Genomic DNA, 23,751 nt, shown 5'->3' on the forward strand with positions numbered 1-23,751 from the left:
TAAAGAAAACGAAGTATGTACCGAGGTAGCCCATGGACACGCAGATTGTGGAGCTGTCATGGAAGCTGCTCGAAAGCTGGCGCAGAACAACGAAATTGACGATATGGCTTGTTTGCGCCAAACATTTGTTGAAGAGGCATCCTCGTTTCTGGAGGCCTGCGAGGAATCACTTATGAGCCTGGAAGACGTTGATCGCCGCGTCGAAGCTTTGGCGGACATCTTTCGGGCCTATCATACAGTGAAGGGTTCGGCCTCAGCGATTGGCTGTAAGGATCTTGCCCAGTTTGCTCATGCCGCAGAAGATTGTCTCGCGGCTTTCCGAAAATATCCGGAAAGAATTACCGACGATGGCATCCGTGCGCTTTTACAAGCCAATGATGCCATGCGTGTGCGTCTGCGGACCATTGAGCATGCGCCTCAAACGGATGCTGATTGGGATGTTGGAATGGTGCGGACCACCCTGCTGCAGATTCGTAGTGCAGTGGAGAACAGCTCCGAAGTCCGGAAGTCCCCGCATCTGGTGGCTGTGAAGACCGTTTCCGAGCCGGAGCCTGCGGATCACAAAAATCATGCCAAGCCAGCAAATCTGGCTTTAAAGATTGATTCCGCCCGGGTTGATGCCGTGATGGACATGGTTGGTGAACTCGTCGTGATCAAAAGTCAGATCGCGGCCAGCCTCAGTCATATCTCATTGGATCAAAGATTGCGCACCCTGATCGCGCAGCTGGACAAGAGCGTCCGAGAACTTCATGAACGCACGCTGTCGATGCGTATGATCTCCCTCCGCTCCACGTTCCTGAAATTACAGCGCTCCATCAAGGATGTCTCCCATAAGCTGGGCAAGTCGGTTCAGTTTGAAGTGCAGGGCGAGGACACGGAAATCGACCGTGCGATGGTGGAACGGATTGCCGATCCGCTCATGCACCTCTGCCGCAATGCAGTGGACCATGGGCTCGAAAGCCCGGAGAAACGCCTGGCGGCGCATAAAAAAGCGGCAGGCACGATTTCCCTGAAAGCTTTCCGTAAAGGAGAGTTGGTTCTGATCGAGGTCGCGGACGACGGTCATGGAATTGACAGACAGAGCGTCATTAAAAAAGCCATCGATCGACGCCTGCTGGCGCCGGATGCGAATACTGAGGCCTTGACCGAGCAGGATATTCATAACTTTCTTTTTTCGCCAGGATTTTCGACGGCAGAAAAGGTTACCGACGTCAGTGGGCGTGGGGTGGGTCTGGATGTCGTCAAAGCCAATATCACGGCCATCAATGGAACGATTGAGGTCAAGTCCACTCCCGGTCAGGGTACCCTGTTCCGTCTCTGCCTGCCTCTGACCACGGCCATCACCGATGGGATTGTGGTCACCGTCGGTGACAATCCCTTTATCCTTCCTCTGGAAGTGGTGATCGGCTTTTTCGAGTCACAGGCCGTGGATATCGTCCCGCTCGAGGAAGGTTGTCAGCTGGCGCGAATCAAGGACGTTCATTATGCCTTCATTCGTCTCGGTGATTACGTGGGAATCGAGCAGGATTCGCAGGGTCTTGTCATTCTGATCGAAGCTCTGGGCCGGAAGGTGGCGCTGCAGGTGGATCGGGTGCTGGGCAAAACCCAGGTTGTCTTAAAACCCATCGGCACGGCGGTCGGCTCGACCGAAGGTCTGGGCGGTGCCGCGGTCATGGGCAACGGCAAGGTTGCCTTGATCATCGATGTCGCCGGACTCGCGACGCTTTCGGAACGCATCCAACAGGCCCGCCTGGGCGCTTCCAATGCAGATGAATCCTGTCAGCAGGAGGCTGGAACGTGACAGCGGAAACACTTCAGGCCAAAGTCCTTATCGTGGAAGACGAGCCCGATTGGTTGGCTCTTATCGAAGAGAGTGTCAGCAAGGCTGGATTTTCCTATATATCCACCTCCAATGGAGCGGATGCCCTCGCTCAGCTGCAAAATGAAACGGTGTTCGTGATTCTTGCGGATCTGGTGATGCCGCAGATGGACGGCATCGAACTTTGCCGGCACGTGCGCACGAATCATTCGGATTTGCCTTTTGTACTGGTCACGGCCAGGGCCGACCGGCAGCGGGCTGTGGACAGTTTGCGGGCGGGCGTTTCGGATATCATCGACAAGCCCTTTCATCACGAAAGCATCGCCACGCTCCTGCGCAATTTTGCAACCCGGTATATGGAAAAGCTCCGCGAGGAGATCCGGCAGTCCGAGAGCCTTCTCGCCACGTTCCTGGATGAAGCCCGTGAGCTGCTCTCCGGTGTCGATGAATCCCTGCTTAAGCTGGAAGATGAGCGCGTATGCCACAGTGAAATCGATCGACTCTTTCGCAAGATTCATACGATCAAAGGCAGCTCCGGGGCGATCAAAAAAGCCGCGTGCATGACCCCGCTGGCCCATGCCATCGAAGGTCTTCTGAGTCATCTGAAGGCGCAGGGAATCAAACCCAATGGCGCCATCATTGATGGGCTTCTGCACGGCACGGACCTTCTGGGTCTGCAGATCAAAGCGATCGAAGGGCATGGAACCCAGCCCGATGTGGAAGAGGCCATTCGCCTGTTGCAAGCCCTGACCCGGCAGCAGGGAGAAGGGGAAAAGCTTCTGCCCAGGGCTGCGGACAAGTACGAGTCTCGTCCGGATCAGGATTTTGACAATGGCGTCTATGTGCCCACGGAAAAGCTCGACTCCTTTATGGAGATGGCGGGCGAACTTATCGCGGTGAAAAATGCCTTTAATATGCTGTCCCGTGAACCAGGTTATCTGAGCGATGCCGCCATGCACAGCGCCAAGGAAGTTGGGCAGACCCTTGATAAACTTTCCGAGCGGATGCAGTTTCAGCTGATGGAAGTGCGGCGTGTGGATATGAAAAAGGTCTTTGCCAAACTGCCCCGCATTGTGCGTCAGGTGAGTGCAGAATTGAAGAAGGACATCAGCCTTGAAATCATGGGCGAGGATGTCTCCGTGGATAAGTCAATCGCCAATGTCCTGAGCGGCTGTCTTTCCCATGCGGTTCGCAATGCCCTGGATCACGGTCTGGAAACGACGGAAGAACGTCAGCGTCTCGGCAAGTCCTCCAAGGGACGGATTACGATCAAAGCGGAAAACCTTCCGGAAGCCATTCGCGTGACCGTGGAGGATGATGGCCATGGGATCGACCGCCAGCGGGTCCTGGAAAAAGCCCTGAATCAGAATTTGATTACGGAGAAGGAAGCCCGGCAACTGTCTGATGATGAAATCATCCATTTGATTTTTCGCCCTGGATTTTCCACCGCGGAACGGGTGACCAACATCTCCGGCCGTGGGGTGGGCATGGACGCGATTCAAACAGCAATTCAGGCCTGTCATGGAACCACGGCCATTGAATCGATACCTGGGGTCGGCACCAAATTGATTCTGACGATCCCGGTTCTCAAGACCATCAACGTCGAGCGATCCATACTGCTGGAATCCAGTGGTGCGCTCTACGCGGTTCCCCTGAAGAGCGTCAGTTCCATCCATACCTTGAAATCGGAAGAGGTGACGCCGCTAAAGAATCACCTCAGTTTCCAGTTCCGCGGACGTGCCACCCGAGTGGCTTCGTACAAGGAACTCTGTCGGCCCGCGGATCCGACCTTCCGGCCTTCCAAGGCGGATTGTGACAATCGGGTGGTGGTTGTGATTAGCAACCAGAATCAGCAGATCGGGCTGATGGTCGATCAGTTGCTCGGACAGTTCGATGCCGTCATCCGGCCTTTCAATCGGCTGGTGGGGCATATGCGCGGATTTGATGGCACAGCCCTGGTTGGCAATGGAAAGATTGCCTATGTCGTGTCACCGACGGATATGATTGATCTGGCCGGGGATCCCGTGCGCGAAGCAGTTTAAAGGATGGAATGGTATGAGCGATCGTGACGAATCGGAAAAGCTTTTTGATCAGATGCGCAAGCACTTCGTCGAGGATCCCGAAGGCAATCTGGAGACCCTCAGGGAATGCGCGGCCAGTATAGGGGAGAATCCCAGCCCCGCTTTGAAAAAGGCCCTTCTCGTCATTCACAATATGAAAGGTTCCGCCCAGGCCGTGGGATTCTCCACGTTTGCCGCCCTGCTCCATGAGATGGAGGAAGTCCTCGGGAATCTGCAGGGAGGACCGGAAACCGATCAGGGATTCAGTGAACTGCTGAATGGCATAGAAATCTATTTCAATATTCTGGCGGATACCCTGGAGGATCTGCCCGGGCATGATACAGCGTGTCGCCAGCATCTCGATCAGCTGAAAGCCACAGCTTTTCCTCCCAGGGTGCAGGCACCCCAGGGCTGGGGACTTTTTGAGGAAACGGATGCCGAAACAGCGAACGCCGAACCCGCTCCTCAGCATGAGCCGGCCGACGAGCGATTTCAGGCGGAAATCGGCAAATATTTGCTGCTGGAACAGAACCATCGACTTTTTGCCATTCATCTGAATGAAGTGAAGGAAATCGTGTCCGATCACTACCTGAACCCTCTGCCGCATCCTCAAAAGGGTCTGAAAGGCATCATCGTGGTTCGCAATCGGGCTCTGCCTGTGATGGATCTGGGCTCTGGCATGGATGAACAGGCGAATGATGCTCACATCTGTGCGGTAATCTGTGAGTCTGAAGAGCAAAGCTTTGCCTTTCGCGTTCAAAAGCCACGTCAGGTGATTTCGCTGCAGGCGCAGGATTTTGAGAACGTCTCGGACAAATCGGTCCTGCAAGGCGGACAGCATCATCTCTTCAAAACCGTGGCCCGATACAATGGTCAATCCGTTTTGATAGTGGATCTCAAGTCGATGTTGGCTGCATGACAGAAATCTTTCTTCTCCCGGGTCGCCTGGCGACTCTCTCGGGCCGCGGTGTGGTTCGCACCGTGTTGGGTTCCTGCATTGCTGTGGTCCTCTATGATCCCGCCAAACTCCTGGCAGGCGTTAACCATTATCTGCTGCCCGAACCCTCATCGGAAAGCGACCGCAAAAATCGCCTGAAATATGGTGTTTTTGCCATTCCCGATCTGGTTCAGGCTTTGGTTGATATGGGCTCAGCTCCATCGCGGCTGCGTGCCGAAATCTATGGAGGCGCCGCGGTCGTGGATCATCTGGTGGGAAGCTTTACGATTGGTGATAAAAACATAGATCTGGCCGAATCCTGCCTGGCCCAGCTGCGCATTCCCATTGTGGCCGCCGACGTGGGCGGGCAGAACGGGCGCAAGATAGCCTTCCACCTGCCGGGCTGCCAGACCGAAATCAAGTTCATCCGGAACCTGGCTACTGGCTCATGATCTGCATGGCCCCTTCCGTGAAATGCTCACGGTTGGTGTCCTTTTCAAAGCGGATATAGGCCAGCAGAGTGGAAAGATTCCCCTTCAGCTGCTCGGAACGATGCAGGTTGTGAGCCGCCTTTTGCTTCCAGAGAAAGCGTGGGGTCATGAACTCCACGATCGGGAAGGTGTCACTGTTGTCGGGAAGATTTTTGCCAAACTCCTGCACAAAAGCTCCAAACTGTTCCTGTCCATATTTGAAAGTTTTGGCGAGAAGCAGGGGATTGTCCATCTGTATGCGTGCCAGGTCCTGACGGATGGCCGGCCGTTCCAAATTCTGCAAATAGGCCGGGAATCGAACCTGGATCGGAGCGTTGGAGCCAATGGCGAAGAGATCACCCGGGACGGAACTGGTCCAGAGCGTGACGTAAGGAAAGACCCCATGGAAGGATTTGAGAATGACGGCCAGCATTTCCTCGGTCATATGATAGGACGGAATCCACTGACAGACCACACCATCGGGTGAAAGACGCCCGGACATCAGACGATAATATTCCGTGGTGAAGAGATTGGAAACGCCGGTGATCCAGGGATTGGAAGGCTGCGAGATGATGACGTCATAGGATTTTTTTGTGCGCAGAAGATGATGGCGTCCATCACCGACGATCATATTCACCCGCGGATCCTGTAAAGGGGCCGAGTTGTAATCCTGAAAATGATCCGAGGCCTCGACGACCGCCTGGGAGATTTCCAGAACATCCACATGAGACACGGGATACTTCAAGAGCGAACCCAGGCTGACGCCACTGCCAAGCCCAACCAGCAGCGCCTCATCCGTTCTGGGCGCCAGCAGCGCGGGTAGATGCGCCAGCAGAATTTGTGTCGACATATCGGCGTTTCCACCTGTTGACGCATCAGTCTTGCCGTCGATGGCCAGGGACAGCGTGCCGGAAATATTAAAGACGGAAACGGTGGCTGTGGCGTCCTCTTTGAAAAAACGAAGTTCATAAGAGTTGAGAATTTTTTTCAAATTCGCCACACTGCTCGTGCTATTGTAATCAGTGGCATAAACGTAAGGTGCGCTGTTGAGATAATGCAGGTTCCAGGGCCTTAGTAAAAACACGGAAAGAAAAAGGCCCAACATCGCTGTTACAATATGAATGATACGCGGCCTCAATTGCAGAGCAGGATGCAAGGATAAAAGAACGAATCCCGCGAGAGTATTGATGAGGCAAAGTATCATAAGGCTTTTCTGAAGACCTAGGAAGGGGATCAGAACAAAGCCGCCGATAAAGGACCCAATGATCGCCCCCACGGTATTCACGGCATAAATATTGCCGACCGTACGACCGGTTCCTTCCTCGCGATGGCTGCAGATGCCAACAACGAGAGGGAACGAGAGGCCAAAGCAGGTCGTAGGGATTATCATGATCGCCAGCACAAAAAGCATCCGCGCGGTCTGATAGAGAATCCAGTTCTCCCGGGTTTCCGCAAAGAGTTTTAGAAAGAGGAAGGGCAGCTCATCAAAGTAGGGCATGGAAAACAGCACAAAAAGCCCGACGGTGAGCTGGGCCCAGGCCAGAGCCAGCAGAGAGTTACGGGCAAACCAGCCGCGATAGAGCCAGCTGCCCAGCACGATACCGAGCAGGAAAGCGGCCAAAATCACGGTAAAGGCATAAACGGTCGTGCCGATCACCATGGAAATCAGTCGGGTCCATATGGTTTGATAGGCCATGGAGCATAACCCCGAAATGGCCAGACAGCTGAAGACCACGAGACGTATTTCCCGTGGCAGGGGCACTGTCTCATTGATTTTCGCAGGCTTCGCGGAAGGGGTGACCGGCGTGAGGCCAAACTTTTTTTGCCAACCCACCACAAGAACAAAGATGGAGACATTGCAGAAAGAGGCAAACCACGTCGTGCCGTTCAGGCCCAGTTGCGGAATAAATACATAACCGGCGAGCAAACAGCCGAATACTGCGCCCAGTGTATTAATGGAATAGAGCGAAGCCACCTGGCGGGATGCATGACCTGATGCATTGTCCTGAATTCCAGCGGCCAGGAGAGGAAGGGTTCCGCCCATGCAGAACGTGGGAATGCCCAGAACCAGCGTGGAGCAGAGCAGGCGTATGATGCTCATCGCGTAAAAGCCAGGCTCATAATGCTGAAAAATCAGAACGTAAAGAGAACCCGTGTGATTCAGAACCCAGGGCAGGATCAAGGCATAAAGCCCGATAAAGATTTCAAGTGCTGCATAAATGAGCAGCTTGTTTTTTATCGCATCAGCGCGCCGTCCCAGCCACCAGGATCCGGCGCAGAGTCCCCCCATATAGGCGAGCAACACGGAGGCCACGGCAAATGCTGCGGCTCCGAATGTCAATGTCAGCAGGCGGACCCAGATGACTTCATAGATCAGTGAAGTCATGCCGGAGAAAAAAAACAGAGCGTGTATGGCTTTCACGGGATAGGTCTCCTGAATGGGATACAAGCTGTGAGAGAATTTTAGCACGGGACATTGCAAGGGGTCAAAAAGACGTGAAGTTATGGCGGCCTGGGATGAGCGGATGAAACAGATTTTTATCGCGGAAGCCCGTGAAAATCTGCAGCAATGCCAGGACTATCTTGAGCAGCTGAGAACGGCCGTCGATGGGACCAGCATTCGTCAGGCTCTTCTGCTGCTGGCGGATAATCTCTGCGAGCCTGCGCTTATGGTGGGTCTGCCGGAAGTCTTCGAAGTCGCGCAAAAGTTTCGGCATATCCTGGCGTCTCAGCCGGCCTCCGAGCCGATCACGCCGGATAATCTGCAAAAGCTGAAGCATCACTGCCACGTCCTCCAAAACATGCTGGGGGCTGAAGCCGGGTTTTCGACGCTTTCCGCGAAAGATATCCTGGCTCATGATTTGAAATCCCCACTCGGTATCATCAAGGCCACAGTCGAAAATCTGCTGCACACGGCACCCGCTGAAAACGCTGGGGCCCTGCAGCGTATTTTACGCCAGGCCAACAAAGGTCTGCAGCTGCTGGGCCACTGGCTGCAGGATGATGCGCTGCAGGCGGCCCATCGGGAGCGTCGTCAGCTGTCTGTACGGGAGCTGATCAAGGAATGCTGTGAGGCCCTTCAGGTCCTGGCCGCGCAGAAGCAAATCAGGATGCAGCTGAAAGTGGACGCCGCCTTAACTGTCACGGCGCACGCTCTTTATCTGTCGCAGATTCTGCAGAATCTTCTGGGCAATGCCATCAAGTTTTCAGCGGTCGGCGGGCAGATAGAAATTCGCGCCGAGAAATCCAAGCTCCCTGGATCGGAAGTTCCGGCTGTGCTGTTTCAGATCGTCGATCAGGGGCGGGGTATTGAAGAACAGCATTTGCCTTATATTTTCATGCAAAGAACCCAGACAAAAGCCCAGGATCGGCAGCATGGATCCGGACTGGGTCTGGCCATCTGCAAGAATCTCTGTGAGTGGCATGGGGGAACGATATGGGTGCGGTCGCGACCCCGCAAGGGTTCGACTTTCTGTTTCGTGATACCGGATGGATGAGAGGGAATGGACGCGTCTGGATGAAGATCCAGACGCCTGGGTTGGAAAACGAACTCAGAAGTCTTCGTTGAAACTCACCTCGCCGGTGACACCGACCTGATAGGCTGCCACGCGTCGTTCGAAGAAGTTGGTCAGCTCCTGCACGTCCTGCAGTTCCATAAAACCAAAGGGGTTCTTGGACATATAAACAGGGGCAATGCCAAGCGTAACAAGGCGCTGATCGGCAACATATTCAAGATACGAGCGCATGTCCTTTTCCGAAAGACCAGCGATTCCAAAGCCCAGCACATCCTGAGCAAAGGCCATCTCGCATTCGACGGCTTCGTCGACCATCCGGGTAATATCGCGGCGCAGACCGTCATCAAAGAGATCCGGCTCTTCACGGCGCACCTGATCGATCACCGAGAAGGCAAAATTCATATGACAGCTTTCATCGCGGAACACCCAGTTGGTTCCTGACGCGAGGCCATGCAAAAGGCCCTTGGAACGCAGGAAGTAGACATAGGCGAAGGCGGCAAAGAAAAAGAGTCCTTCAATGCAGGCCGCAAAGCACACGAGGTTCAGAAGGAACTTCTGGCGATCCTCCCGGGTTTTCAGGCTGTGCAGCTCATTGATGGAATCGATCCAGCGGAAGCAGAATTCCCCTTTGCGCCGGATCGAAGGAATGTTTTCGATGGCAGCAAAGGCGGCCTTGCGTTCCTCGTCATTCGGCAGATAGCTATCGAGCAGCGTCAAATAAAATTGCACATGAAGAGCTTCTTCATAGAGCTGACGCGACAGATACATCCGCGCTTCGGGAGAGTTGATATGCTTGTATAGGTTCAGGACGAGATTATTCGATACAATCGAATCTCCCGTGGCGAAAAAAGCCACCAGGCGCTTGATCAAATGTTTCTCGGCGTCGGACAGTTTGTCCCGCAGGTCACCCACATCGGTCGTGAAGTCGACTTCCTCAACCGTCCAGGTGTTTTTGATGGCATCCTTGTACATTTCATAGAACAAAGGATACTTCATCGGTCTTAGGGTCAAATCCATCCCAGGACTTAACAGCATTCTACGCACTCCTCACTGACAGGCTTCGCAGGCATCAGGGTTTTCAAGAGAACAGGCTATCGCTGCAACAGCAGTGGTTTGCACTGTAGTCTTATTGATTTTGGTTGCTGGTCTTGAACGCAGATAATACGTCGTCTTCAGACCTTTTTTCCAGGCATAATTGTACATCGAAGAAAGTTTTCCGATGGTTGGGCTTTCGCTGAAGAGGTTCAGCGACTGACTCTGATCGATGTACGCTCCGCGATCGGCAGCCATGTCCACCAGGGACTTTTGCGGGATTTCCCAGGCGGTCCGATAGATGGCTCGGACGGTCTCGGGGATCTCGTCGATGCCCTGGATGGAGCCCTCGGCCAGCTTGATCTTGTTACGGATCGACTCATTCCAGAGATCCAGCTCCTTCAGGCTTTTCACCAGATAGGTATTGATCTGGATGAACTCACCCGACAGCGTCTCGCGCTTGAAGAGGTTCGACACCTGGGGTTCGATGCACTCATAGGCGCCGCAGATCGAAGCGATGGTGGCGGTCGGAGCGATCGCGATCAGAAGCGAGTTGCGCAGGCCATGAGCCTTGATTTTATCGCGCAGAACCTGCCAGCGAGCGGGATCCGATGGGGTCACATTCCACAGATCGAACTGCAGTTTGCCTTCGGCGGCCCGGGTTTCGTTATAAGCTGGATGCGGGCCGAATTCCTTGGCCAGTGCGCAGGATTCCTCGAGCGCAGCGTAGTAAATTTCCTCCTGGACGCGGCGCGAGATTTCACGCGCGGCTTCGCAGTCGAAGGGCAGCTGCAGCTTAAAGAAGGCATCCTGCAGACCCATCAGACCCAGGCCGACGGGGCGCCAGCGGTGGTTCGAGGACTCGGCCGGTGCGATCGGATAGAAGTTGATGTCGATCACGCGATCCAGATATTTCACAGCTACGCGGACATTCTCACGCAGCTTGGTATAATTGATGGCTTTGTCTTCGACATAGTTGGCCAGGTTGATCGAACCCAGGTTACACACCGCGGTTTCGTCCTGCGAGGTGACCTCGATGATTTCGGTACAGAGGTTCGACAGGTGCACAACGTTGGCTGGACTTTTCCCGGTCTGATTGCATTTTCTATTGCTGGCGTCCTTGAATGTCATCCAGCCATTCCCGGTTTGAGCCAGCGACTTCATCATCGCGGCATAAAGCTCACGCGCACTGATGCGGGCCTTGGCCATGCCTTCGCGCTCGGCAGACAGATAAGCTTCCTCAAAGGCTTCACCAAAGAGGTCGGGGAAATGAGGAACTTCGGCTGGATCGAAGAGCGACCATTGGCCGTCGCTTTCCACGCGCTTCATAAAGAGATCGGGGATCCAGTTGGCGAGGTTCAGATTGTGCGTGCGGCGCTGCTCATCGCCCGTGTTGTCGCGAAGCTGCAGGAAATCCAAAATATCGGCGTGCCATGTTTCCAAATAAATACAGGCCGCACCTTTGCGCTTGCCACCCTGATTCACGGCCGAAACCGATGAGTCGAGAGTTTTCAGGAAAGGGATGATGCCGTTGCTTTTGCCGTTGGTGCCGCGGATCAGGGAGCCCTGGGCCCGAATGCGGTGATAAGCCAGACCAATGCCACCCGCGAATTTCGAGAGCATCGCGACATCCTTGTATCGATCATAGATCGATTCCAGACTGTCCTGTGGGGAATCCAGGAGGTAGCACGAGCTCATCTGCGGACGCCGGGTGCCGGAATTGAACAGCGTCGGCGTGCTCGGCATGTAAGCGAAGGAAGAGATCAGATCATAGAATTCGATCGCTTCCGTCACTGTCAGGGACAGGCCACAGGCGACGCGCAGGAAGAAAAACTGTGGGGTTTCGAAAACCCAGCGCTTTTCCGGATCTTTCAAGAGATAGCGGTCATAAACGGTACGGATGCCAAAGTATTCGAAGAGTTCCGAACGGCGGTGATCGATCGCATGGTCGAGCTGCTCGCGGTGTTCCATCACAAAATTGTAGGTTGTCTCGGCCAGGAGACCAACCTGATAGCCATGCTGAATGGAGTCCGAAAAGCTGCGGACCTTCAACTTGGCCACTTCATCCAGAATAAACTGATGCAACTGGCGCGCAGCGAGTTTGGAGTATTCCGGTTCGTCGGCGATCAGCATCGCCGTCGTATGATTCACGAGCTTGTCGATCTCCTCGCTCGTGGCACCGTCGTAGAGTCCATTCACCACTTTTTCCAGGATCCGATCCGCATCCACTTCATGAAGACCATGACACAGAGATGCAATGGATTCGCGGAGTTTAGTGGTGTTCAGCGGCTCCCTGTCGCCGTTCCTTTTTCTTATAAATAGGGAACGTTCACGGCGCAGGCCAAGGTTGGCATCTGCTTCGACAGTGGTTGTGCTGCTGGGGGTGTGAAGACTCATGGCAGTTCCTCGCTAGGGCTATGAAGGTTGACCTGACGGCCTAAAGCCTTTCCTTAGTGGCGACGGCTCACAATGCAAAAGCCACGCCTTGAGCAGCACCAGGACAGGGTTTCAGAGAAAAAAAAGTACCCTGCGATCCGGTGCATCGCTATCAATATCATATATATCTGGATTGTTGTGTCTCATGTGCGGGAACATGAATCCCGCTGGGGTTTTCGGCTGCTGGCAGAAAGAGCATGGGCTCCCCCAGGCTGCACGCCGCACCCGGCCGCTGGATTTTAATGAGTGCGGCCCTCGATTCCTTGGCTCAACATCGCATGTACGTGTACCACTGTTTACTCACCATCCGTTCGACTTATATCTCAACAACTTGAGCGCGTATCATGTGTCGGTTGCTTATGAAAGCCAAGTCCATTTGCATTTTGGGGATCCGTTTGTTGCCGACGAAATTTAGCATATCTAGTGTGGGCAAGCTGAGTCAACCCCTAAATATAGCGCCTTCCTGTGGATGTCCTGTGAATAAGTTTCCGAAAATCCGAGGAAAAAGAAAGCAGGTTGCGCACTTGTGGGAAGCGTCCTCGATTCAAAAAAAAACTTATCAACAAGTCACCATGCACGGGCGCATTCTTTGGTATAGCTGGCTCAGCGGGTTTTTTTTGAGGAAGAAACAGCAGTCAATTGAAGTTTCACATAACATGCAGGACGGATTGGCAAGTCAACTCCTATTTGAATTTTTCACAGCGGGTGCCTTCAAAAATTTCTCCTTGCAGCTCTCCGGATTTTATGACAGTCGCGACTCCCGGCCTTGTCCCCGCTGAGTCGCACACTGGCTAGAAAAACTGCGTATTTCACTTGCGCGCTGTCGGCTTTTCGTGGGTCTTGAGCACTTCTTCCGTCTCGAGTCCCGTTAATTCCTTGATGCCTTTCATCAGGCGAAAGAGCGCGAACATCATGATGGCCATGGACGGGATGACAATGACCGGCCAACTGAGGGCCTGCATATGGCTGAGCTGTTCATTGAATTCGGGTGTTCCGGTCGGGCTTTTCAAAATTACGCGAGCCAGCACAAAGTTAAGGATGGCGGAAACCAGAAATGAACCGGCCAGAAGATACGAGGACTGGCCCAGCAGGCGTTCAAACGACTCCTTATGATGCGTCGATTCCAGACGCGATTCCACCAGATCGACATTGATAATCTTGTCGTTATAGAGAAGTTTTTTGACCAGCGGACTTTCTGTTCGCATCGACACGATGATCGCAATCCCGATCAGACTGGGTATCGCGGCTTCCTTGATGGCAATCCATTCCACCGGCAGATGCACCAGGGTAAAAACTCCTGTGAGCAGAATGCTGATAAATCCCAGTCCGGAAATAAAGCTAATATGACGCCTTTTGGCGAAATCCCAGATGCTGTAAATGATGGGAAAGGACAAGGCCAGGATCAAGCCCTTCACAGGTCCGAGTCGTTCCGCAGTGCTGAACTTATTCAATATCAGGACGGGCAGCGCGATATTGAATACGATACTGACAAAAGGGTTTTCCTGAGCATTCTTCTGGTCCATCAGTTCCTCTATGCGTTCAAATTTTGCGGCAGCTGCCAGTGGATCGGCGGTTCCCCGCGCGATTTGAGATATTCATTGATTTTCGAAAAGGGTTTGCTGCCGAAGAAGCCGCGATGCGCGGACAGGGGCGACGGATGCGCGGTTTCAATCACCAGGTGTTTCGTGCGATCGATGTTCCGCCCCTTCTTTTGAGCATGCGAGCCCCAAAGCAGAAACACGAGGCCTTCGCGCTTTTCGTTGAGCAGCTGAATAATGCGATCGGTGAAGTGTTCCCAGCCCTTGTTCTGGTGTGAGGCCGCCTGGCCCTGCTCCACCGTCAGCACGGTGTTGAGCAGCAAAACGCCCTGTTCCGCCCAGGCTTGCAGATAGCCGTGATGCGAGGGCGGCACGCCAAGATCCGCTTTCAGTTCCTTGAAAATATTCACGAGGGACGGGGGAATCGGCACGCCTGGTTTCACGGAAAAACTCAGTCCGTGCGCCTGGTCCGGACCATGATAGGGATCCTGGCCAAGGATCACCACGCGCACCTTATCAAAGGGCGTGGAATTCAAGGCGTGAAAGTAATCCGCGCCTTTGGGGTAAATGATTTTGCCCTGGGCGATTTCCTTTTTGAGGAAATCCTTCAGCTTCAGCATATATTCCTGCTGGAACTCAGGTTCGAGCACCTTTTTCCAGCTGGGGTGCATTTGAATTTGTTCATTACGCATGGGACGTCCTCGAAGAGAGCCAACTGTTTCCGCTTGCACGGCTGATGCCACCCGCACGAATCCACTTTTATATCGGCTTGTTCCCCCTTCGTCCATGCCGTAAGAATGCCCCGGCCAACCCGCCAAAAGTCGCCCTGTCCTTTGCCCTTGGTCCGGAAATCCATGGAATTTTATCCCATGGTTTCGAGGGGATGCCAGCGAACCTACAAGTTCGCGCCGCCCGGGCGAAGAGGAAGCCAGAACAAGAACTTTCATGCGGGTCCGAATACCCCACTGAGGCGCTGATGCGTAAGGATAATGCTGACAAACTAGCCTGTCTGGTCGTTGATGACAACTACGAGATTTTTGTTTTGCTGGAGGCCGCGGTGGGGGACGTATACGACTGTGAATACGCACCGGATGCTTTCACGGCTCATCAGCTTTTGATGACCCGCCCCTTCGATATCATGCTCTGCGATATCCGCATGCCGCACATGGACGGCTTCGATTTGATGGAAGAGTTGAAAAAGAAAATGATCACCATACCGGTCATCTTCATTTCCGGAGCCGTGAATGCGGATACAGTACGCCGCGCCTTTCAGCTGGGAGCGGCCAATATCATGTCGAAGCCCCTCGTCCTGCAGGAGCTGCGCGACAAGATGAAGCTGGCTGTTGATTTGCATGAAAGGCTGATCGAGGAAAGCTATGGCAGCGATCAGGAAATGGGCTATGTCTATAACCTTCTGAAAACCTACTACTACGATACCCAGGAGATCCTGCATCAGATCCAGCTGTATCATATTCCGATTTCAGTGGTGAAAGAGGAGCTGGATAAAAAGCAGAGGCTCGGCAAATGCTTTCTGGATGACCCGGAAAGCATTCGATTCCTCGCCCGGGCGGCTTAAAGGGTGGTGCAGAGAGGCAAGACTCTAGACAGCCCTCTGCAATCCTTCAGGCTCTTGCCCTGAAACCTGAGCCCCAAACAGCGGCAGCTCCATGACCAGCGCAAAGGTCATATAATCCGCCCTATCCCCGAGAAACTTAACTCTGATTGAGCCCCCGGCCTCGGTCAGAAACTTCCTCACCGCGTCCATGCCCATGCCACGACCGGAAATCTGTGACAGGGCACTCGCAGTTGATATTTCCGGGGCAAAGATAAGTTCTGCGATCTCATCCAATCCCGCATCCTCGGAAATAACCCCCTTATTGAGGCCTTTTTCCCGGAGTTTCCGGATGGCCAGACCTCGACCATCATCCTTGATCTCAAGGATCATGGTTTGATCCTCCACCCGGGTACAAACCTCAAGAGTACCGGCCGGTCTTTTGCCTTTGTCCATTCTTTCCTCTGGCCCCTCAATTCCGTGATCGAGGGCATTGCGAATGATATGAACCATGATATGGCGCAAAACGTTTTCCGCGTCCTGTGGCAGGAGAACCTCGCACGTGGAAAGGACAACCATCGGACACGGTTTGCCAAGGTCCTTCGCGACATTTCCCAGGGGCTCAAGACATTGTTCCAGGACCTCCCGATCTGTCCTGAAAATCATGCGACCCAGGCGGTCGCGCATGCCTTGCAGAGTCTCGGCCACGTCCCTGGCTCCCGAAGACTGGGCCAGCTGATGCAGCACCTGATAGTGTTCCCGCATCGAATGAACGTCCACCATCACCTGATTCATGTTGCTCTTACGCCCGAGCTTGCCGGTGTTGATTGCGATGTAGGAATCGAAAACGGCCAGGGCCCGGTTGATGCCCACCAGCAGGGTGCGTTTGTCAATTTCGAGCTGACCATTTAAGAGCTGAGCATACTGCCCTTCCGTTTCATGCAGAGTATTCGCCAGAATGGAAAGATTGAGCGTCCGCGCCCCGCCCTTGATGGTATGCGCATTGGCAAACATGACACGAATGTCATCCATGGAAACGGTGTCCTGTTCAGCCAGACGTCGATTGTCCTGGAGGAGCTTTCCGGAAGGACCTGCAAATCTCTCAAATTTGTCCGCATCGCATTGCAGAAGTTCCTGCACGACCTGAAAGTTGGTCCGCTGCTTTTCGCTTTCCTCTTCCAGCTTCTTTTTATCCGTCACATCCTCGATCGTCATCAGGATGCTGTGAACCATGCCATCGTCGGTTAGCTCCGGGCTCCAGGTTAGGGAATAATACGAGGTTCCATTCGCCCTCTCCATGGAGAGTTCCCTCGGGAAGTTTCCGGCATTGATCTCAAAATTCAGTTCATTCTCCCCGACACAGGCTTTCAGGCTTTCCTTCACCCGATCAATCTTATCCATCGAAAGTTTCGTCGATGCCAGAATATCAATGATGGATTGCCCGGTCAGATCACTCTTGTTCAGAACCACCTTGAGGTGCCTGGAATGATTCTGAGAGATGACCCCATGCTCATTCAACGAGGCGATGCCTTGAGGGATATTGTCGAAGATCGCCTTGAGTTCCCGCGTGCGATAGGCAACGATGGTTTCCAGGTTGCGGTTGATCTCCTGAATTTCCTGATTCTTGCTTGTGAGCTGATCATTGGCTTCCTTTTGTGCCTTATAAAGGGCTCCTTGGGCTTCCAGGACCTGCCTTTGGGCCAGATACTTCTCCTTGCTCATCAGGTTCATTCGATAGGCCAGAGCGAAGGAAAGAAGGGTCACCTCAAGATAGGACCCAATCTGTTGGGTGGATTCCGTGATGAGGTTGCGATCAAGGATGGCGAATTTATTCAAGGCCGCTAGAAATGTCCCAACCAGGAAACTGATCCAGGCCAGCATGAAATAAAGACCAAGGGGGTTTCCGGATCGCCAGGATTTTAGTCCTGAGAGTATGCAAAGGCTTGCTACGGGGATGGAACATGCAACCCCGATCCTGACAGACAAAGAGCTTGCCAGGAAGAAAGACGCCAAAGTCAAAAGCGCCATGAATAAGGCAAAGCCCAGGAGAAACCGGTAAAGCCAGACGGAACACTCTTTCATCTTGAGAAAATTGATGGCAAACGTCGAGGCGAAGAAGAGGGCTGTGGAGATCGTGAGTGGCAAACTCAGTCGGTTGATATCAGGACTTTCAGGCCATAGGAACTGCAAACCAAAACCTTGAAGTGATATTTGGAAGAGCGCGTAACAAAGAACAAAACCTACATAGAGCAGGTAGCTGACCGATTTATGAGAAAGGAATATGAAGAAGTTGTAAACAACCATCGCGAGCATGACACCGAAATAAAGGCTCTGCATGGCGAAAGGCAGCTGATTTTCAGTCCAGAATGATTTTTCATTCCAAACAATAAAAGGCGTTTGAACCGACGACTCGGTCTGAACTCTAACGTAAACCGTGACTTCCTCCTCGGAAGATAAGAGAACAGGAAAAACAGGATTACGATAGAAGACCTCGCGGATCGTGAAAGGGATCATGTCCCCGCTTTTGCTTTGTTTGATAAGCCGGTTGCCATCAAGAACATGAAAATCGACAAAGTCCAGAATGGGGTATTGAACTTCGATCAGACCCTGAAATGGAACACTGGCTTCATTCCGCACGGAAAATCGGAACCAGAAAGCTGAGCGCGAATACCCAAAGTTTGGAATCTGCTCCTGCACTTTTTTCCAGGCGATAACCTGAGTGACGTCGCCAAGACTTAGGCTGCCATCCCGGTCCTCGAAATACTCAACATCAGGCCCACCAACCTCGGCTGTCTCAAAGGAGTCCGTGATTGTGATCAGGTTCGCGCGGACCGGTGTCGTGAAGGCAAAAGAAAACAAGGCAATAAGTAATGCATAATAGATCGACTCATGCCGGGTTTTCGTTGTCATGCATCCGATCACGCGGGATCTCCAGATGTTGCTGCATAGGCAGAGCGCATGGCTGAGGCAGCTCCATAGCCTGCTCTAAGTTTGAGGCTTGCTGCGGGAATCGGCAATAGCCGCTCCCTTTCCTTCCTGCCCACTCAGGCAAAGTTTACCCAGGAAACAACAACCCATTGCACGAAAAATAATCCAGCAGCCAGCGGGAGCCCATGCTAGTCTATGCCGGACGTTTGCCTTGGCACCAACCTGAGCAAGCCCATGAAGAGAGCAGAGGATAACCGAATACCAGGAAACAGAATCACCCTTCTGTTGTGCTCGCTTTGTGTTGTGATTCTCCTGGGTTTTACCCTGTCGTCGTCTACTGAATTCCGGTCCATCAAGCTCGGCTATGTGGATTTCCCTCCTTTTACGTATAAGCATAAAGGTGAACCTGCCGGTCTTCTGATCAATGATGCAAAAAGGGTCATGAATAAGGTCGGTCTGCGGTGGGCGAGCACGGAGCTATACCCTGCGGCGCGGCTCTTTAAAATGCTGAAGAGCGGTGAAGTGGGAATGTGGCTCGGGATTGAGCTCCATCCCGAGCATATCGCCTATACGAAGCATGCGCTGGCCGTGCTGGAATTGAACGTCTGGACGCTGAAGGATGCGAAACAGCCTGTCGTCAAAACCGTGGAGGACCTCAAGCCCTATCGCCTGGCTCTGATAGGGGGCTATGGTTACGGCGGCTGGGGGGCGACGATCCGGGCCTCCGGGTCCGGCTATCGTTGGATCGATTTATCGGATCGCCAACAGGCCTTTAAATTTCTCCAGCGTGGCCGTGCGGATATTCTTCTCGATTATAAAAGGCCTTTGATGATGAGTCTGCCTCCCGACCAGGCCAGGCAGCTGCAGCGTGTGAAAGTCAAGGAGCTGCCAGCCAAGATCGGCATCTCCAAGGCCTATCCCCGCTATGCTGAACTCATCGCGGCACTGGATGCGGAAATGAAGAAGGAAGGGAAAAAGGGGCCAGGCTAGAGTCGCCCGGCCTCGGGACTGATTCACGGATTTGAAGCCGCCTTCGAAGAGAAAAGGAGCTTTTCCAGGAACATGACAGTCGTCTGCAGATAAACCGACTGATTCGCCTTCTTCCGGAAGCCATGGCCTTCATCCTTGGCCAACAGATACCAGGCATCGTTGCCGCTCGCCCGCACAGCCTTTACAATTTGCTCCGCTTCCGAAGCAGGAACGCGCGGATCGTTCAGACCTTGCACCACAAAGAGAGGCTTTTGAATCTTCTTCACATTGGTCAGAGGCGAAATCTTGTCGAGGAAGGCCTTCATATCGGGATCACGCTCGTCGCCGTATTCGACGCGGCGCAGATCCTGGCGATAGGATTTGGTGTTGGTCAGGAAGCTGATGAAGTGGCTGATGCCAACATTTTCGATACCACCTGCCAGGCGATCGCTGTAATAGGTCATCGACGCGAGGGTCATGTAGCCACCATAGGAGCCACCCATCACCACCACCCTGTTCGCGTCCAGATCCGGTTGCGTTGCAATCCAGTCCAGCAGCGCACCGATGTCCTTCACGGAGTCTTCGCGCTTGTAGCCGTTATCCAGAGTCAAATAGGTTTTGCCATATCCTGCCGAGCCGCGAACGTTGGGAGCGATGACGGCGATTCCCATTTCCGTAGCATAGTATTGAAAGGTGGCCGAGAAACCAGGACGGAACTGCGACTCCGGACCTCCATGAATGTTGATGACAACCGGCAGCTTGCCTTTGTTATTTTCTGGTTTATAGATGAAGGCCGGGATCAAACGTGGCTTGCCAGCCTCCTGATCAAACGTAGGATAGGAGAAGAGCTGGGGCTCCACGAAATTATTCCTGTTCAAACCACCGACTTCACTCTCGGTCCAGACCTGCAGCTTATTGCTCTTCAGATCGTATACAAAGGTATCACCCGGTGATTTCGCCGAGGAGAGAGTCATGGCAAGGAGGTTGTTCTTTTGTGGGTGGAAGAAAAAGCTTCCAATCTGTCCCACCGGAATGCCTTTCAGTTCCTTGTAGGACAGTTTTTTTGTATCCATGTTGTAGAGCTTGCTGATGCCGCCTTCGTTCGTCTCAAACACCAGGGTCTTGCCATCCGGGGAAAGCCGGGCCGCATTCACATCCCATTTGATATTGGCCGTGATGGGCTTGGCTGTTTTCCTGGCAATGTCATAGGTGTAAAGCGTCTTGAATTCCCCTTGCCCATCGTTCGAAAGGAAAATCTGCCGATTGTCCTTCGCAAACGCCGCCGTCCCAAAGGCCATTTTCACTCCCGGGAAAAGCTGCTCGAGCTTCTTCTTTTTCATATCGTAAAGGTAGAGGTAATTTTCGTTGGCTGAGACCGCTTTCGCCACGAGCAAAAGGGAACCGTCCCAGCTGAATTCCACCGGCTCCCAGGTGCCGCCTTCCTGCACCACAATCTGAGCCTGGCTGTTGGGGTCGCTTAAATCCTGAATATAGACATCAGTATCCTTGCCGTTGCGTTTGGTGCTCGCAAAAGCCATCATGCGGCCCTGATGATCCCACATGGCTGATTCATTGCGTGATTCACCATCGGTCAGCATGCGGGAACGGCCTGATTCCAAATCGAGCAGATAAATCTGTGAATATTCGTTGCCACCCTTGTCCTTCAGGAAAAGCAGTCGCGGAGCCACCGGACTCACATCCGCCGCACCCACCGGTTCATCGAAGAAGGTCACCTGCTTGCGATACTGCAGCGGTCCTTTCACGGTATGCAGCTGAGTCGCTTCGGCAAACCGTGTGCTAATCACCAGCCCCTGATCGCCTGGAAGCCAGCCACGTACCGATGCGGAACGGATATTTTCATACTGGTTCAAGCGCTCTTTCAAAGCGGAAGGAATCTCGGGAATATTTTCCATCACCAGATTGCCAACCTCGCGTCGGCTCACGTCCTTGCTGCTGGCTGCCTGTACGGTCGACGTACAGAGGACGACCAGGGCCAGAAAAGAAATAGACTTCAGACTTCGCATAGAGAAAAACTCCTGATTAAAGGGTCTGCAGCACTCTAGCGGCTGATTGCGGGCGCTTGCAATGTGAACTTGGGTCCGCCATAATACGCTGCTAATTTTGAGGGGATTTATGAAGTCATTTCGAACGGATTTAACCCTGCCGCCTGATCTTTTTTTGGACCAAAGCCGGCTCATTTTAACGCTGGGTTCCTGCTTTGCCGAGCATATGGGGCAAAAACTGCTGGATTTCAAATGGTCGGGTTTAAACGCCCCCTTTGGGACACTTTTTCATCCTTTGGCTTTGAGCAAACTTCTGCGGCTGGCTGTGGAGGGGAAGGATCTGGATGAGGCTTTGTTTGTGGAACATGATGGAGCTGTTTTTCATCATGATCTGCACAGCCGGTTTCATGCGGTGGATGCGGCGGCGCTGCAGGAACAATGGCGTCTTCTTTCCGCTGATGTACGGGAGGTCTTGGAGAAGGAACCCTTCATTCTTTTAACACTTGGGACAGCCTGGGTTTATGAACGGAAGCTGGATGGGAAACCCGTCGCCAACTGTCATAAGCAGCCGTTGCAACTCTTCCATAAGCGTCTGCTGCAAGCTGAGGAAATTCGTGCCGCGCTGCAGGATATTTTGAATCTTCTGCCCCGATCTTCACCACTCATTATCAGTTTGAGTCCTGTGCGGCATACGCGGGATACTCTAATTGGAAACTCTTTGAGCAAAAGCCTGTTGTTAGTTCATATCCACGAGTTTGTCACAAAGCACCCGGATCGTGTCCGTTATTTCCCTGCCTACGAGATCATGCTGGATGATCTGCGCGATTACCGCTTCTATGAGCCGGATATGATCCATCCCTCCGCCGAGGCGATCGAATACATCTGGGAAAAATTCACGGAAGCTTATGCTACCGACGCAACCAAAACATTTCTGCGTCGCTGGCTTCTGGTGCTCAATACCTTGCGTCACCGGCCGCTTCGTATCGAGGCGCCTTCCTATCAGAAACATCTTCAGTTCGTCATGCAGGAGTTGGAAAGTTTCACGGGATTGGATTGTTCCCGGGAGAAGGCTGAACTGGTCGCCCGAATTTTATCGTAAGCGTCAGGTGAGCTCATCACATCGATTATCGTCAAAAACACTCATCACTCCATCAGGTAGATTGATCCATTCGGATAGGAATCCTGCTGCAGGCGAATTTCTCTTGCCAAATTTTGTATTCGGGTGTTACTGAGAATGAGAATCAATTTCAATCTCGAAGGAGTTCATAATGTTTACTGGATCTTATCGCTTCCTGCTTTGGACCTTCGCGGCCTTTGCAACGACAGCGCCAGCGGCAACAGGTTTCCGTGTGCTCTACGACAGTACGAAAGATCACGCTAAAGTTGGCGAGCTGGAGGCAGCTCCGATCTCAGGATGGGTTTCCCTGACTAACAAGGGTGAAGTGGCCGCGAGCACCTACGCTCCGAATGGTGGGGCGAATATGCTGCTGACATTTAAAGATGGGCGTCCGGAAGTCTCATTGAAAACTGAAAACAGGATCAACAACTTCATTTTCAATGAAGCGAATGAAGCCGTTGTCTGGGCTGAAGGTGCGCTTTATCTGGATGCTTTCGGCAAGAGCAAGCCTCTGAGTAGCCCTGCCAATGGCATGGCGTCTGTTCATGACTTCAACACGAAGCATCAGGTCGTATTCGGAAAGCAGGACGGCTACGATTTCCTTCTGGAGGAGATACGGCTCACCGATGTCGAGAATCCCGAGGCTTCAAAATTGCTGGTTAAAACGTTGGACGAGGACGGACTCAATGAGTCGCCGTTCATCAATGTTGGACATGTTCGCATCAACAATAGCGGCAGGATTGTGTTCATGGGCAAGGAGGGAACCTGGGCCGATCGGCAAACGCCGGGCTGGCAAAACACCGCGGATATCTATACCGTGGACGCCGAAGGCAACTGGTCGCAGGTCAAGCGCACGGGGAGTTATAACATTATTCCTTATCGTCCATTCTGGATCAGTGACGCAGATCATGTGGTCTACGAAGCGGAGGATAGTGCGGGAGCCACTCACTATTATGTCACGACCATGGATGGCAGTGGAAAAACATGGCAGATTGGGCTCCAGGACAATCTGAGTGGTGTGACTGTATTGGATGTTTCCGTGTCCGGTCGCATCCTGTTTGAAGCCAGGAATGCGGGAGGTGAGATTGGTTTCTATGTGAGTCAGGAGAATGGGCCTGCTCAGTTGGTTCTTGGTACTGCTGAAGCCCTGTCCATCCATGACAAGTTGTTTCTGGTGGATCTGCGTTATGGATGCCTGGCCTTTGGCAGCTTGAATGATCATGATGAAGTTGTGTTGAATCTGCCGCTTCTAAATGCGGGCGACAAGAGTCCGTATGGGAATGTGTTGATTCATCTGAGTCTTTGATTCGAGTGGTGTGTATTTCATTGATGTTATCGGAAGGTGGGGTGTCCCACCTTTTTTGTTGTCGCTCGC

The 23,751-nt window shown here is 53.0% G+C and carries 17 protein-coding genes; 10 read left to right on the plus strand and 7 right to left on the minus strand.

The features are described from left to right. Positions 1 to 58 precede the first annotated feature (58 nt). Genes OLTU_RS01930 through OLTU_RS01945 form a run of 4 tightly spaced genes read left to right on the plus strand, consistent with a single transcriptional unit; the run spans position 59 to position 5,268 of the window. Positions 59 to 1,801, plus strand: a complete 1,743-nt coding sequence (locus tag OLTU_RS01930) for a chemotaxis protein CheA (protein ID WP_176736256.1) — start codon at positions 59 to 61, stop codon at positions 1,799 to 1,801. Beyond that, entirely contained in the window at positions 1,798 to 3,861 is a 2,064-nt protein-coding gene (locus tag OLTU_RS01935; protein ID WP_141731077.1) for a response regulator, read from the plus strand. Before OLTU_RS01930 ends, OLTU_RS01935 begins: the two co-directional genes overlap by 4 nt. 13 nt (positions 3,862 to 3,874) lie before the next feature. Then, positions 3,875 to 4,798: a chemotaxis protein CheW gene (locus tag OLTU_RS01940; protein ID WP_141731078.1), complete on the plus strand. Its 924-nt coding sequence runs from the start codon at positions 3,875 to 3,877 to the stop codon at positions 4,796 to 4,798. Then, positions 4,795 to 5,268, plus strand: coding sequence for a chemotaxis protein CheD (locus tag OLTU_RS01945; protein WP_141731079.1), 474 nt, complete (start codon positions 4,795 to 4,797; stop codon positions 5,266 to 5,268). Before OLTU_RS01940 ends, OLTU_RS01945 begins: the two co-directional genes overlap by 4 nt. Here the strand turns inward: OLTU_RS01945 and OLTU_RS01950 are convergent. Continuing rightward, on the minus strand, positions 5,255 to 7,708 hold the full coding sequence (locus OLTU_RS01950) for a fused MFS/spermidine synthase (RefSeq protein ID WP_141731080.1): 2,454 nt from the start codon (positions 7,706 to 7,708) through the stop codon (positions 5,255 to 5,257). The genes OLTU_RS01945 and OLTU_RS01950 overlap by 14 nt on opposite strands. A 103-nt stretch (positions 7,709 to 7,811) precedes the next feature. Here OLTU_RS01950 and OLTU_RS01955 point away from each other — a divergent pair, with 103 nt between their 5' ends. After that, the gene (locus tag OLTU_RS01955; RefSeq protein WP_176736257.1) at positions 7,812 to 8,783 is read left to right on the plus strand and encodes a sensor histidine kinase; all 972 of its coding nucleotides are present in this window, start codon (positions 7,812 to 7,814) and stop codon (positions 8,781 to 8,783) included. Between the two features lie 54 nt (positions 8,784 to 8,837). On the opposite strand, the gene OLTU_RS01960 is transcribed toward OLTU_RS01955, so the two are convergent. Both OLTU_RS01960 and OLTU_RS01965 read right to left on the minus strand, forming a co-directional pair. Beyond that, positions 8,838 to 9,836, minus strand: a complete 999-nt coding sequence (locus tag OLTU_RS01960; RefSeq protein WP_141731082.1) for a ribonucleotide-diphosphate reductase subunit beta — start codon at positions 9,834 to 9,836, stop codon at positions 8,838 to 8,840. Between the two features lie 12 nt (positions 9,837 to 9,848). Then, positions 9,849 to 12,230 (minus strand): ribonucleoside-diphosphate reductase subunit alpha, encoded by a 2,382-nt coding sequence (locus tag OLTU_RS01965; RefSeq protein ID WP_141731083.1) that lies wholly within the window; start codon positions 12,228 to 12,230, stop codon positions 9,849 to 9,851. A 515-nt stretch (positions 12,231 to 12,745) separates the two neighbouring features. Between OLTU_RS01965 and OLTU_RS01970 the strand changes: the two genes are divergently transcribed. Further along, complete coding sequence (locus tag OLTU_RS01970) at positions 12,746 to 13,048, plus strand: hypothetical protein (RefSeq protein WP_141731084.1); 303 nt, start codon at positions 12,746 to 12,748, stop codon at positions 13,046 to 13,048. Positions 13,049 to 13,078: 30 nt separating this feature from the next. Here the strand turns inward: OLTU_RS01970 and OLTU_RS01975 are convergent, their stop codons facing one another. Beyond that, positions 13,079 to 13,792, minus strand: coding sequence for a VC0807 family protein (locus tag OLTU_RS01975; protein ID WP_141731085.1), 714 nt, complete (start codon positions 13,790 to 13,792; stop codon positions 13,079 to 13,081). Between the two features lie 8 nt (positions 13,793 to 13,800). After that, entirely contained in the window at positions 13,801 to 14,499 is a 699-nt protein-coding gene (gene ung, locus OLTU_RS01980; protein WP_141731086.1) for a uracil-DNA glycosylase, read from the minus strand. Between the two features lie 284 nt (positions 14,500 to 14,783). On the opposite strand from ung, the gene OLTU_RS01985 reads away from it, so the two are divergent. Next, the gene (locus tag OLTU_RS01985; protein ID WP_176736258.1) at positions 14,784 to 15,383 is read left to right on the plus strand and encodes a response regulator; all 600 of its coding nucleotides are present in this window, start codon (positions 14,784 to 14,786) and stop codon (positions 15,381 to 15,383) included. Positions 15,384 to 15,407: 24 nt separating this feature from the next. On the opposite strand, the gene OLTU_RS01990 is transcribed toward OLTU_RS01985, so the two are convergent. Further along, a complete protein-coding gene (locus OLTU_RS01990; RefSeq protein WP_218109785.1) occupies positions 15,408 to 18,269 on the minus strand; it encodes a 7TM diverse intracellular signaling domain-containing protein in 2,862 nt (953 codons plus the stop codon). 321 nt (positions 18,270 to 18,590) lie between these two features. Between OLTU_RS01990 and OLTU_RS01995 the strand changes: the two genes are divergently transcribed. Beyond that, positions 18,591 to 19,277 carry a transporter substrate-binding domain-containing protein gene (locus OLTU_RS01995; RefSeq protein WP_218109786.1) on the plus strand — a complete coding sequence of 229 codons (687 nt, stop codon included), beginning with the start codon at positions 18,591 to 18,593 and terminating at the stop codon, positions 19,275 to 19,277. 23 nt (positions 19,278 to 19,300) lie between these two features. Here OLTU_RS01995 and OLTU_RS02000 read toward each other — a convergent pair whose 3' ends face one another. Next, the gene (locus OLTU_RS02000; protein WP_218109787.1) at positions 19,301 to 21,280 is read right to left on the minus strand and encodes a S9 family peptidase; all 1,980 of its coding nucleotides are present in this window, start codon (positions 21,278 to 21,280) and stop codon (positions 19,301 to 19,303) included. Between the two features lie 109 nt (positions 21,281 to 21,389). On the opposite strand from OLTU_RS02000, the gene OLTU_RS02005 reads away from it, so the two are divergent. Together OLTU_RS02005 and OLTU_RS02010 are read left to right on the plus strand one after the other, a co-directional pair. Then, positions 21,390 to 22,358 (plus strand): GSCFA domain-containing protein, encoded by a 969-nt coding sequence (locus tag OLTU_RS02005; RefSeq protein ID WP_141731090.1) that lies wholly within the window; start codon positions 21,390 to 21,392, stop codon positions 22,356 to 22,358. A 169-nt stretch (positions 22,359 to 22,527) separates the two neighbouring features. Beyond that, complete coding sequence (locus OLTU_RS02010) at positions 22,528 to 23,682, plus strand: hypothetical protein (protein ID WP_141731091.1); 1,155 nt, start codon at positions 22,528 to 22,530, stop codon at positions 23,680 to 23,682. The last annotated feature ends 69 nt before the right edge of the window (positions 23,683 to 23,751 follow it).

The organism is Oligoflexus tunisiensis (assembly GCF_001748245.1).
Lineage (GTDB): Bacteria > Bdellovibrionota_B > Oligoflexia > Oligoflexales > Oligoflexaceae > Oligoflexus > Oligoflexus tunisiensis.

Bases quoted from the DNA above. Each gene is read 5' to 3' on its own strand.
- OLTU_RS01930 (WP_176736256.1), top strand. From the start codon at position 59: ATGGAAGCTGCTCGAAAGCTGGCGCAGAACAACGAAATTGACGATATG.
- OLTU_RS01940 (WP_141731078.1), top strand. From the start codon at position 3,875: ATGAGCGATCGTGACGAATCGGAAAAGCTTTTTGATCAGATGCGCAAG.
- OLTU_RS01945 (WP_141731079.1), top strand. From the start codon at position 4,795: ATGACAGAAATCTTTCTTCTCCCGGGTCGCCTGGCGACTCTCTCGGGC.
- OLTU_RS01955 (WP_176736257.1), top strand. From the start codon at position 7,812: ATGAAACAGATTTTTATCGCGGAAGCCCGTGAAAATCTGCAGCAATGC.
- OLTU_RS01960 (WP_141731082.1), bottom strand. From the start codon at position 9,836: ATGCTGTTAAGTCCTGGGATGGATTTGACCCTAAGACCGATGAAGTAT.
- OLTU_RS01965 (WP_141731083.1), bottom strand. From the start codon at position 12,230: ATGAGTCTTCACACCCCCAGCAGCACAACCACTGTCGAAGCAGATGCC.
- OLTU_RS01975 (WP_141731085.1), bottom strand. From the start codon at position 13,792: ATGGACCAGAAGAATGCTCAGGAAAACCCTTTTGTCAGTATCGTATTC.
- ung (WP_141731086.1), bottom strand. From the start codon at position 14,499: ATGCGTAATGAACAAATTCAAATGCACCCCAGCTGGAAAAAGGTGCTC.
- OLTU_RS01985 (WP_176736258.1), top strand. From the start codon at position 14,784: ATGCGTAAGGATAATGCTGACAAACTAGCCTGTCTGGTCGTTGATGAC.
- OLTU_RS01990 (WP_218109785.1), bottom strand. From the start codon at position 18,269: ATGACAACGAAAACCCGGCATGAGTCGATCTATTATGCATTACTTATT.
- OLTU_RS02000 (WP_218109787.1), bottom strand. From the start codon at position 21,280: ATGCGAAGTCTGAAGTCTATTTCTTTTCTGGCCCTGGTCGTCCTCTGT.
- OLTU_RS02005 (WP_141731090.1), top strand. From the start codon at position 21,390: ATGAAGTCATTTCGAACGGATTTAACCCTGCCGCCTGATCTTTTTTTG.
- OLTU_RS02010 (WP_141731091.1), top strand. From the start codon at position 22,528: ATGTTTACTGGATCTTATCGCTTCCTGCTTTGGACCTTCGCGGCCTTT.